Genomic DNA, 11,757 nt, shown 5'->3' on the forward strand with positions numbered 1-11,757 from the left:
TTGTACCTCTTATTATTTTAAATTATCTACAATGAGTTTTGTGTTGTGACGGTACATATCAATGTATGTATCTCCGTCTTCTCCTTGTGGTGCAAGTGAGTCAGAGAATAATTCTTGTCCTTCACCAGTGACTACTTTTACATCGCCACCACGTGCTTTTACAGCTTCTTTTAATTTTTCCATACGTTCAGGGTTTGTTGTTGATTCAGAGAAAATAGCTTTAATGTTATGTTTAATAATGAAATCTACTGTATCAATCATTGCTTTATTATCAACTTCTGAGTCTGTACTTACACCTTGTGGTGCTTGTACGGGTATATGATACGCTCTTGAGAAATAATTAAACGCATCATGTGGTGTAATCAAATAGCGTCTTTCTTCTGGAATCTGACTTAATTGTTCTATATTCCATGCGTCTAGTTCATCTAATTTTTTCAAATAGTCAGTTGTTTTTGATTTAATCTCTGTTGCTTTATTTGGTAATAAATTTTGTAATTCAGCAGATGCTTCTTCAACAGCTAATTTGTATAAACTAATATCGAACCAGAAGTGAGGGTCTGTGATAACTTTTCCGTCCTCATCAAATGTTCCAATTTTTTCTTTTGGGAAATGTTTAGAAACAGCTTGTCCTTTTTGTTCTAAGACATCTACCATTTTTCCTTCAAAGTGAAGGCCGTGATATAGTACTAAATCAGCTTCTTTTAATTTTTTTAAATCACCAGCTTTAGCAATATATAAATGTGGATCTTCTCCAGCTGGAATAATCAATTCTGTTTTAACATCGTCCCCAACTAATTGTTTTACCATATCTTGTAAAAAGGATGTTGTTACTGTTACGGTTGGTTTTTTCTCCATTGGTGTTGATGCTTCATTTTTTTGTTGTTGGCATCCAAACAAAAGACCTAGTGTCAATAGACTTAGAACTAATGTTGATAAAAATTTTTTTACTTTCATATCATTCTCCTTTTCTAAAAAAATTAAGCATGCTTAACTAGTGCTTTAATCATAATTAAAAAAATATGAAAAGTCAACATTTTTATACAAATTTAGAAAATTTGTTTACTATGGACAATTTAGAGAAAATGTGGCATCATGTTAGACGAGAAGAATGTTAGAAAGGAGAAAACAATGACCCCAAATAAAGAGGACTATTTAAAATGTATTTATGAATTGGGCAATCAAGACTTTAAAGTGACTAATAAATTGATTGCAGAAGTAATGGGTGTGTCTGCTCCAGCAACAAGTGAGATGATGAAAAAATTATTGGCAGATAATTTTATTGAAAAAGATAAAGTTAAAGGATACAAATTAAAGGGAACTAGTATGGCTATTGTGTCAGATTTAGTCAGAAAGCACCGTTTAATTGAATTGTTTTTATTTAATCATCTAGGGTATACATTTGAACAAGTACATGCAGAAGCAGAAGTATTGGAACATGTTGTATCAGATTTATTTGTTGATAAATTGGAACACATTTTAGGGTATCCTCGTATTTGTCCACATGGAGGTATTGTCCCTAGAAAAGAAGAGATTTTAGAAGAATTGATTGCCTATCCATTGGATAAAGTAACGGTGGGGCAGTCGTATCGTATTAAACGAGTGATTGATAATATTGATTTATTAAGATATTTAGAAAATAATCATTTAAAAATCGGTACAGAGTTTTTCTTTAGTGAAAAAGATGACTTTACAGGTATTTACACTATTTCTTTAGGTACTCAATCCATTCAAATGACACATGCTGTAGCTAAGCAGATTTATGTAGATGCTGTTTAAAAATAACTGTAAAGAAAAAACACTTGACAGACACTGTCTAGTTTGATAAACTTACCAAGTAAAAGATTTAGGAGGATAAAAAACATGGCAGTAAAAATTCGTTTAAAACGTATGGGTTCTAAAAAAGCACCTTTCTACCGTATCGTTGTGGCTGATTCTCGTTCACCACGTGATGGACGTATTATTGAGAAAGTGGGAACTTACAACCCATTAACAGAACCAGCAACAGTAACAGTTGATGAAGAGTTAGCATTAAAATGGTTAGGAAATGGTGCACAACCAACAAATACAGTTCGTAACTTATTATCAAAAGCAGGAGTTTTGAAAAAATTCCACGAATCAAAACAAGCAAAATAATGCTTAAATGACGCATCGAGGAGATGATGTATATGCCAAATATTGAAGATTTATTACTATCTATGGTGAAACCATTGGTACTACATCCAGATGAATTGATTGTTCGTATAGAAGAAACGTCTGAATTTATGGAATATCATTTAGTGTTAAACCAAGATGATATAGGACGTGTCATCGGACGTCAAGGTCGTGTTGTGCAAGCTATTCGTACGATTTTGTATAGCGTACGTGACAAAGGGAACAAACGTGTTCGCCTAGTTATCAACGATGCACAAGAAAATGAATAATCAAAAGAGCCGATAAAGGCTCTTTTTTGCTGTTATGATATAAAATATGATACACTAAATACATCATAACGATGGGAGCTAAAGATGAAACAGTATTATATCGCATACGGTAGCAATATGCACCACCAATGGATGAAAGATTTACTAAAAGATGCCGTTTATATGGGTACGAGTTTTTTAGAACAGTATTGCTTAGCATTTCGAGGAAAAGATGTCGGTTATTTAACACTCGAAGAAAGCAAAGAGGATAAAGTACCCGTTGTTATTTGGGAGATTAACACGCATGAACATGAACGACTATTAGATGAATATGAAGATTATCCAATATTATATGATAAAGTTTATGTGTCTATTATGTTCCAAGAACGTTTGATAAAAGGAATGATGTATGTGATGAAAGATTATCCTTATATAAAACCAGAACAAGATTATTATAATATGGTAAAAGAAGCCTATATCGCTCATCAGTTCGATATCACTTATTTAGAAAAAGCATTGATAAAAGAAAAAAATGAGAAAAAATAAAAAGGAGAGTAGATAAATGACAGTCTATCACGTTGGAAAAATTGTAAACACACAAGGCTTAAAAGGTGAAGTACGTGTGATTTCGACTACGGACTTTGCTCAAGAACGCTATAAAAAAGGACAAACACTAGTAGTGTTAGACAATGGAAAACCTGTCAAAGACGTTGTAGTAGCAAGTCATCGAAAACATAAAAACTTTGATTTATTAACGTTTGAGAATCATTCTTCGATTAACGATGTCGAACGTTATAAAGGTATGCTATTAGGTGTATCAGAAGAATATTTGACGGCATTAGAAGAGGATGAATTTTACTACCACGAAATTATTGGATTACCTGTATTTTGTGAAAACAACATGATTGGTAAAGTGAAAGAAATTTTAGAATTGGGTTCTAATGATGTATGGGTTGTGCAACGTCAAGGAAAAAAAGATGTTTTGATTCCATATATCAATGATGTTGTTTTATCGGTGAGTGTGGCAAATCAACGGATTGATATTGCCAATATAGAGGGGTTATTAGACGAATGAATATCCATATTTTAAGTTTATTCCCAGAAATGTTTCAAGCTATGGAACATTCTATTATTGGTAAAGCTTTGGAAAACGATATTATTTCTTTAAATGTTGTTAATTTTAGAGATTTTGCAAACAATAAACAACATCATGTTGATGATTATCCTTTTGGTGGAGGAGCAGGTATGCTTTTGAAAGTAGAACCTATTGTAGAAGCACTTGAAAGTGTGACATCATTACCTGCTAAAAAACCACATCAAAGAATTGTTTTATTAGATCCTGCGGGAGTACCCTTTAGTCATGACGTTGCACAAGATTTAGCAACAGCACAAGAACTTATTTTCATTTGTGGGCATTATGAAGGGTATGATGAACGTATTAAACACTATGTAACGGATGAGATTTCTTTAGGGGATTATGTGTTAACAGGTGGAGAACTTGCTGCCATGGTGATGATTGATGCAACGGTACGCTTATTACCCAATGTGTTGGGTAATGATATGTCGGCAATAACAGACTCTCATGCAACAGGATTGCTAGAGCATCCACAATACACAAGACCAAGAGAATATCGAGGTATGTGTGTGCCAGATGTTTTGTTGAGTGGACATCATCAAAAAATTGAAGAATGGAAAGAAAAAGAAAGTCTAAGACAAACATTATTGAAACGTCCAGATATGTTGGAAAAAATAGACTTAACATCAAAACAAGTTACTTTATTAGAAGAAATAAAGCGTGAGCATAGTATTGAAAAAGAAGAATGAGTGTGTATTGGTAGCAAAGGGTATAGCCTTTTGCTACCTTTTGTTTATTATTTAGAATGAGTATAAAAGACCCACATGATTTGTATGATAGTACCGAAAAAGTCATTTTTTCTGAAAAAATGAATAAAAAGTGATATGATATTAAAGAGGTGGAATAGAATCATGAGTAATAAAATACAAATCAATGACTTAACGAAAGAAGTCGTTAAAATAGCGTGGCCCGTTTTTATTGAATTATTATTAGGGTCACTTTTTGGCGTGATAAATATGATGATGGTTGGGCAAATTCCCGATAGTGCGTATGCAACAGCAGCAATGGCGTCTATTGGATTAACAAATCAGCCCTTATTTTTATGCTTAGCATTTGTTCAAGCGTTGAATGTTGGGGGAACAGCGGTAATTTCACGTTATTATGGGGCTAAAAAATTACATCGTATACCGTCTGTCTTGAAACATATTATGCTTATTAGCATTGTGTGTTTTATTTTGCCGTTATCCGTTTTAGGTTGGATTTTTGCACATCCTGTCTTATTGTTTTTAGGTGCACAACCTGATGCCATCAATATTGCAACAGATTATTTCCGACTATTGATGATTGCTTTTATTTTTCAAGGATTTACAATGACAATTTCAGCCGCATTACGAGGTGTGGGAGAAACAAAAATTCCGATGAGAAACAATATTATTGCCAATCTATGTAATGTATTCTTTAATAGTATCTTGATTTACGGTTTATTTGGTTTGCCAGCATTGCATTTAATGGGAACAGGTATCGCTACGATATTGGCGAATATGATTGCAGCATGCTTAATGTTTCGTTATTTGATTAGTGGAAAAGGACGTATTAAGTTTTCTTTAAAAGAAAAATTCCATTTCGATTATTTAACGGTACAACAACTGATAAAAATCGGATTACCGAGTGCAATGGAGCAACTTATTTTTAGAAGTGGTGCAATGATTTTTACAATGATTGTTGCCGGTTTAGGAACAGGTGTTTATGCTGCGCATCAAATAGGTTTAAATATTTGGACTTTATCCATTGCACCAAGTCAGGCATTTGGTATTTCTGCATCTGTTTTAGTTGGAAAAGAACTTGGTGCAAAAGCTCCTGAAATTGCCCAAAGATGTGCGATAATTGTTAGAAAATTAGCCTTTATTGTGGCATGTATTATGGGAGGTATTTTCTTCTTATTTGGTAAATGGATTGTTTTAGGGTATACCTCTTCTGATACAATTATGGCAAATATGTTATTGATTATGCCATTATTAGCTTTTGTGCAACCATTTTTAGCAGATAATTTAGCAATGACAGGTGCATTAAGAGGAGCAGGCGACACAATATGGCCAATGATTGCAACTTTAATTGGTGTCTTTATCATTCGTGTGGCACTTGGACATTTATTTGTGAGTATTTTACATTATGGTATTGTTGGTGCTTGGTGGGCACTAGCCATCAACCAAATTGTGACATGGCTTGTTGTCTTGTTAAGATATAGAACAGGAAAATGGAAAGCTATTCAAATTTAAAACGACAATGAGTAGATTTTATGATAAAATAAAGCTGTACATGGAAAAAGGAGAAATAAGATGACAACAGTAGTTGAAAGTTTTGATGCACTATTTGCAGAAAGAAAAGTACCCGTTACTAAAACAGATATTGGGGACGGACTAGTTTTATATAATGTAGATTTTCGATTAAAAGCAACACATACCCTTCGACTAGAAATGATTTTAGAAAACAACAAAGAAGAAACAGATATACAAATTGTTTATCGCCATGTTGGTTTTTTAAAAAATTATAATCAAAAAGACGAAGTCATTTCACTTATCAATCAGTTAAATGAAATGAAAACAGGTTATTATACTCTGTTTTTAGCTGGAGATGGCGAATTGTATTTACGTAAATTAGTCAGAAGTAATTACCAGGTCAAACCCGTTTATGACATGCTTATTCAAGGCCCTGCGATTGTTAGAGCACTTCTAGAAGATTTAGAAGCAATAACAGGAGCATTTGATGATGCACTATTCGAGTAAAAGAGGATTATCATGCAACTAAATATTCGTTCAGAACAACAGATGCAAGACGTTGCAAGTCAACTAGCACCATATTTAGAAAGTGGTATGACGATTTTACTTCATGGGGAATTAGGGGCAGGAAAGACGACTTTTACCAAAGGATTGGCAAAAGGGCTGGGTATTACAAAAATTATTAAAAGCCCAACGTATACACTCATTCGAGAATACTTAGATGGACGTCTACCACTGTATCACATGGACGTGTATCGTTTAGAAGATATTGGTGGAGATGAACTAGGTTTTGAAGAATATTTCGATGGGGAAGGTGTTTGTATTGTTGAATGGAGTCAATTTATACAAGAAACATTACCCAAACAAGTGCTACATATCTATTTAGATCGTGTACCTAACCAAGAAGACGCACGTGTCTTAAAAAGCGTGGCACACGGACCAAAATATGATGCGCTCATACAAAAATGGGAAAATAGTTTGTCGTTGAATTAGCTCATTAAAACTGTTATAATAAGGCATACGAAGGAAAACCTCTCTAAGAGGTTTTTTATTATGAAGATGTGAGGGAGAATAAATGGAAACATTAGAGCAAGAAAAATTGTGGTATGTGTTGCATACATATTCTGGATATGAAAATAAAGTCAAAGCCAACTTAGAATCTCGTATTCAAAGTATGGGCATGGAAGACTACATTTTCCGTGTTGTTGTACCAGAGGAAGAAGTTGTTGAAGTAAAAAACGGCAAAGAAAATGTTAAAATGGACAAAACATTCCCCGGGTATGTTTTGTTAGAAATGATTATGTCTGATCAAGCGTGGTACGTTGTTCGTAATACGCCTGGTGTGACAGGATTCATCGGTTCTCACGGAGCAGGTAGTAAACCAACACCACTTTTACCTGATGAAGTAGAATCTATTTTACATCGCATGGGTATTAGTTTACGTCAACATAATGGCGACTTTGTTGTTGGAGAAATTGTAACAATTTTAGACGGTGCTTTTAATGGTATGACTGGAAAAGTAGATGAAGTAGATACTGAAAAGGCAAAATTAAAAGTTATTGTTGAAATGTTTGGTAGACAAACAATCGCTGAAGTCGATTTTGATCATGTAGATAAGGTGTAGAATATGAAAGATTTGTTTGAATTTGAATTAGCGCAAGTAAAACCTTCTGTTGTCATTTGCCCCAAATATGAACAAACCTTTCGCATTTTGGGGAAACGATGGAATGCCATGATTATTGAGGTGTTACGTCAAGGGGAATGCAGATTTTCACAATTATCACGTGCGATTGAAGGATTGAGTGATCGCGTTTTAACAGAACGCTTACGTGAAATGGAACAAGAAGATCTTATTGAGAAAAATACAGAGTGTCCAGAACATGTCAAATTTACATATCGCTTAACGCAAAAAGGTTTAGAACTTGCACAAGCAACCCAATCGCTAAAAGAGTGGGCACAAAAGTGGATAACTGAGGATTGTCAAGAAGAAAAGAATAGTATAGAATAACACATATATCATATATAACAGCAATGATAAAAGAAACATTGTCCATAATTTGTTCAGGGAGATTTATCGTAGACTGAAAGTAAATCCAAAGAAAAACAATGCCTTTCGCTTTTAGAGCTGAACTGGAAACAGTTTCCGGTCAATGACCGTTATCAAATAGAGCATTTATCCAAAAGATGAATGGCAAAAAGGTGGTACCACGATATAGTCGTCCTTTACAAGTTAACACTTGTAAAGGACTTTTTTGTTAAGGAGGATTATATGTTACAAGAAAAATTGATGCAATTACGCGAACAAACGCTAAGTCAATTAAAGGACATTAAAACAGCAAGTATTCAAGAGCAAGTTAATTTATTAAACGACTTACGCATTGCTGTTTTAGGCAAAAAGAGTGACTTAACACAAGTCATGAAACAACTCAAAGATGCAAGTGAAGAAGAAAGAAAAATAATTGGTGCATTGGCAAATGACATTCGCCAAACAGTGACACAAGCTGTTGAGAATGCTAGAGAAACATTTGAAGCATATCAATTAGAACAGGCTTTAGCCAGCCAAACGATTGATGTGACCTTACCTGGAAATAAACAATCTGTTGGGACAACACATTTATTAACAAGAGTCCTAACACAATTAGAAGATTTATTCATGAGTATGGGATATGATGTAGTTGAAGGCCCAGAAGTTGAAACAGATTTGTATAATTTTGGAAAAATGAACTTACCAAAAAATCATCCAGCAAGAGATATGCAAGATACATTTTATATTAACGAGGATATTTTACTACGTACACAAACATCGCCTGTACAGGCAAGAACAATGGAAAAACATGATTTTTCTAAAGGCCCATTAAAAATGATTAGTCCGGGAAAAGTGTACCGTCGTGATGATGACGACGCGACACATTCTCATCAATTCCAACAAATTGAAGGTTTAGTCATTGATAAACATATTACAATGGCAGATTTAAAAGGAACATTACAAGTGGTGGCAAAAGAAATGTTTGGTGAAGATAGACAAATTCGTTTAAGACCAAGTTATTTTCCCTTTACAGAGCCGTCTGTCGAAGTCGATGTTAGTTGTTTTAAATGTGGTGGACAAGGTTGTGCGGTATGTAAACGAACTGGTTGGATTGAAGTATTAGGTGCCGGCATGGTACACCCAAATGTTCTTGAAATGTCGGGTGTAGATTCTACTGTTTATGGTGGTTTTGCCTTTGGAATGGGATTAGAACGTTTTGCCATGTTGAAATATGGTGTTGACGATATTCGTCATTTTTATCAAAATGATGTGCGTTTCTTAAATCAATTTTCAGTCATAATGGAAGGAGAAGAATGATGTTAATATCTTATGAATGGCTAAAAGAATATTTACCAAATTTATCCGTATCTCCACAAGAATTGGCGGATAAAATGTCAACAACTGGGATTGAAATTGAAGGTGTTTCCTCAATAGGAGAAACATTGACAAAAATCGTTATCGGAAAAACAATCGACGTTGTAGATCATCCAGATTCTGACCATTTACACATTTGTCAAGTTGAGGTTGGTCTAGACCATGCACCTGAAGAACAAGGGGTACTGCAAATTGTATGTGGAGCGCCAAATGTAGACAAAAATCAAAAAGTGATTGTAGCCTTATCTGGTGCACGTATCGTAAATAATATTAAAATTAAAAAAGGAAAAATTCGTGGGGTTGCCTCAAATGGCATGTTATGTTCTCTTGAAGAATTAGGTTTTCCGTCGAATGTCATTCCTAAAGAAGTAGCAAATGGCATCTTCATTCTTCCAGAAGATGCTCCAATAGGTTCAGATATAGTGGATTATTTAGGTTTGAATGATTCTGTACTAGAGTTATCCATTACACCAAATAGAGCAGATGCTCTAAGTATGTACGGAACGGCTTATGAAGTAGGTGCGATTTATGATGAAACACCACACATACACACATACAATGTTCCAACAGATACAACAAAACAAGTAAAAGATTATGTTCAAGTGTCTGTTGACAATCCAGTAGATTGTCCAGCTTATTACATGACAATCATTAAAGATGTTACGATTCAGCCAAGCCCACTTTGGCTACAAATGCGTTTAATGAAAATTGGTGTACGTCCTATCAATAATGTCGTAGATGCAACAAACTACATGCTCATGGCATACGGACAACCTTTACATGCTTTTGACTACGATACACTACCTCAAAAACACATTCATGTTAGAAAAGCAAATGAGCATGAAACATTGGTGACTTTAGATGATACGACACGTACATTGACGGTCGATGATATTGTGATTACTTCTGGTGATACACCGGTAGCTTTAGGAGGTGTGATGGGTGGTTTAGACACAGAAATTACATCTAAAACAACAACGGTTGCCTTAGAAACAGCTGTTTTCAATCCAAAAAATATCCGCTTGACATCTAAACGTTTGAATTTACGTAGTGAATCTAGTGCAAGATATGAAAAAGGCATTAACTTAGCGATTGTGAAAGAAGTGGCACATCAAGCAGCAGCACTTATTGCTGAACTATCAGGAGGAACAGTTGTAAGTGGTTATGAAGCTATTGATACATTAGATGTTCAACCATCTCGTGTGATGATTACGACTGATAAAATCAATCACGCTTTAGGAGCAACTTTAACACAGCAAGAAGTCTTATCTATATTTGATCGTCTTGCATTTGAATACAATGTAAATGGTACAGACATAGATGTCATTGTGCCACCAAGACGTTGGGATATTGCGATTGAATCAGATATTATTGAAGAAGTCGCACGTATTTATGGCTACGACAAATTACCGTCAACCTTACCAGTGACGCCAGCCGTTAGTGGTCGATTAAGCACCATGCAGTCGTATGTAAGAAAAACAAGAAGTTTATTTGAGGGATTAGGTTATACACAAGTGATTGGGTATTCTTTAACATCTCCTGAAAAATCGGGTTTATTAGCAATGGCAGCAGATGATGCTATTTCATTAGCTTTACCAATGAGTGAAGAAAGAAGTGTTCTACGTCGTAGTTTACTCAGTGGTTTATTAGACATTGCAAGTTATAATATTGCAAGAGGAAACACAAACTTATCACTTTATGAAACAGGGCGTGTGTTCTATGCCGTACCAGACCAAGTACAACCACGTGAGGAAGAACATATTGCGTTATTATTAACAGGCAATAAAACAGAAAAAACATGGAATAGTAAATCAGAAAAAATCACTTTCTACGACTTAAAAGGTACTTTAGAAACATATTTTGAGAAAATGGGCGTATCACAAGACATTGTGTATAAACCAGTCAAAAAAGAGAATATGCATCCAGGGCGTACCGCAAGCATTGTGTTAAATGGACAAGAAATTGGATTTATTGGACAACTACACCCAAGTTTAGAAAAAGCATACGATTTACCAGAAACGTATGTTTGTGAATGTTTGGTGTTACCATTGATTACATATCAAAGACAAGCATTGGTACAAACAGAAGTACCAAAATATCCAAGTATGACACGTGATATTGCCTTACTTGTGGACAAAGACTTATCACATGCTGATATTTTAACCGTTCTAAAAGAAAATGCTGGAGCATATCTAGTCAATGTGCACTTATTTGACTACTACATGGGTGATAATATTGGCTTGAACAAAAAATCATTGGCGTACCGCTTAACGTTTATGAATTTAAAAGCGACATTAGTAGAAGAGGACGTCAATAAGGCAATGCAACAAGTTACAACAGCATTAACAGAAACATTTAACATTGTTATTCGATAAAATAGAAAAGCTAGACACCAACATTTAGAATAGTTGATGTCTAGCTTTTTGAGTGTTGTTAGATTTGGTGTACTGGGTGTATATTACGTAAAAAATTATTTTTTCCTCCAATTGTAAAGTAAAGTGCAAAAAAACAGATAATTACTTTCTCTTTTGCGGGGTTAATAACCAAACAATAAAAACAAAGGTTTTCTAGTCAAGGCGAAAAACAAAGTGTGCCTTGACGGGAAAC

Annotated in this window: 14 protein-coding genes; 13 read left to right on the forward strand and 1 reads right to left on the reverse strand. The window is 34.6% G+C overall.

Annotated features, from left to right (window positions below):
• Window positions 1–12: 12 nt before the first annotated feature.
• A complete protein-coding gene (locus GMA06_RS06265) occupies window positions 13–954 on the reverse strand; it encodes a zinc ABC transporter substrate-binding protein (protein ID WP_163562057.1) in 942 nt (313 codons plus the stop codon).
• Window positions 955–1,128: 174 nt separating this feature from the next.
• Between GMA06_RS06265 and GMA06_RS06270 the strand changes: the two genes are divergently transcribed.
• From GMA06_RS06270 to pheT, 13 genes are all read left to right on the forward strand, one after another.
• Window positions 1,129–1,776 carry a metal-dependent transcriptional regulator gene (locus tag GMA06_RS06270; protein ID WP_163546445.1) on the forward strand — a complete coding sequence of 216 codons (648 nt, stop codon included), beginning with the start codon at window positions 1,129–1,131 and terminating at the stop codon, window positions 1,774–1,776.
• Between the two features lie 84 nt (window positions 1,777–1,860).
• The gene (rpsP, locus tag GMA06_RS06275; protein ID WP_163562058.1) at window positions 1,861–2,133 is read left to right on the forward strand and encodes a 30S ribosomal protein S16; all 273 of its coding nucleotides are present in this window, start codon (window positions 1,861–1,863) and stop codon (window positions 2,131–2,133) included.
• 32 nt (window positions 2,134–2,165) lie between these two features.
• Window positions 2,166–2,420 (forward strand): KH domain-containing protein, encoded by a 255-nt coding sequence (locus GMA06_RS06280; protein ID WP_163546447.1) that lies wholly within the window; start codon window positions 2,166–2,168, stop codon window positions 2,418–2,420.
• A gap of 84 nt (window positions 2,421–2,504) precedes the next feature.
• On the forward strand, window positions 2,505–2,945 hold the full coding sequence (locus GMA06_RS06285; RefSeq protein ID WP_163562059.1) for a gamma-glutamylcyclotransferase family protein: 441 nt from the start codon (window positions 2,505–2,507) through the stop codon (window positions 2,943–2,945).
• Between the two features lie 16 nt (window positions 2,946–2,961).
• Window positions 2,962–3,474: a ribosome maturation factor RimM gene (gene rimM, locus GMA06_RS06290; protein ID WP_163562060.1), complete on the forward strand. Its 513-nt coding sequence runs from the start codon at window positions 2,962–2,964 to the stop codon at window positions 3,472–3,474.
• Window positions 3,471–4,223: a tRNA (guanosine(37)-N1)-methyltransferase TrmD gene (gene trmD / locus GMA06_RS06295; protein ID WP_163562061.1), complete on the forward strand. Its 753-nt coding sequence runs from the start codon at window positions 3,471–3,473 to the stop codon at window positions 4,221–4,223. The genes rimM and trmD overlap by 4 nt, the downstream gene beginning before the upstream one ends.
• Window positions 4,224–4,385: 162 nt before the next feature.
• The gene (locus GMA06_RS06300) at window positions 4,386–5,750 is read left to right on the forward strand and encodes an MATE family efflux transporter (protein WP_163546451.1); all 1,365 of its coding nucleotides are present in this window, start codon (window positions 4,386–4,388) and stop codon (window positions 5,748–5,750) included.
• Window positions 5,751–5,810: 60 nt separating this feature from the next.
• The gene (locus GMA06_RS06305) at window positions 5,811–6,257 is read left to right on the forward strand and encodes a hypothetical protein (protein ID WP_163562062.1); all 447 of its coding nucleotides are present in this window, start codon (window positions 5,811–5,813) and stop codon (window positions 6,255–6,257) included.
• A gap of 12 nt (window positions 6,258–6,269) precedes the next feature.
• Entirely contained in the window at window positions 6,270–6,743 is a 474-nt protein-coding gene (gene tsaE / locus GMA06_RS06310) for a tRNA (adenosine(37)-N6)-threonylcarbamoyltransferase complex ATPase subunit type 1 TsaE (protein ID WP_163546453.1), read from the forward strand.
• A gap of 82 nt (window positions 6,744–6,825) precedes the next feature.
• Window positions 6,826–7,374, forward strand: coding sequence for a transcription termination/antitermination protein NusG (nusG, locus tag GMA06_RS06315; protein ID WP_163546454.1), 549 nt, complete (start codon window positions 6,826–6,828; stop codon window positions 7,372–7,374).
• 3 nt (window positions 7,375–7,377) lie between these two features.
• Entirely contained in the window at window positions 7,378–7,758 is a 381-nt protein-coding gene (locus GMA06_RS06320; RefSeq protein WP_163546455.1) for a helix-turn-helix domain-containing protein, read from the forward strand.
• Window positions 7,759–8,019: 261 nt separating this feature from the next.
• Window positions 8,020–9,093 carry a phenylalanine--tRNA ligase subunit alpha gene (gene pheS / locus GMA06_RS06325; RefSeq protein WP_240328853.1) on the forward strand — a complete coding sequence of 358 codons (1,074 nt, stop codon included), beginning with the start codon at window positions 8,020–8,022 and terminating at the stop codon, window positions 9,091–9,093.
• Window positions 9,093–11,525 carry a phenylalanine--tRNA ligase subunit beta gene (gene pheT, locus GMA06_RS06330; RefSeq protein WP_163562063.1) on the forward strand — a complete coding sequence of 811 codons (2,433 nt, stop codon included), beginning with the start codon at window positions 9,093–9,095 and terminating at the stop codon, window positions 11,523–11,525. The genes pheS and pheT overlap by 1 nt, the downstream gene beginning before the upstream one ends.
• Window positions 11,526–11,757: the final 232 nt, after the last annotated feature.

The organism is Granulicatella sp. zg-84 (assembly GCF_010892375.1).
Taxonomy (GTDB): Bacteria; Bacillota; Bacilli; order Lactobacillales; family Aerococcaceae; genus WM01.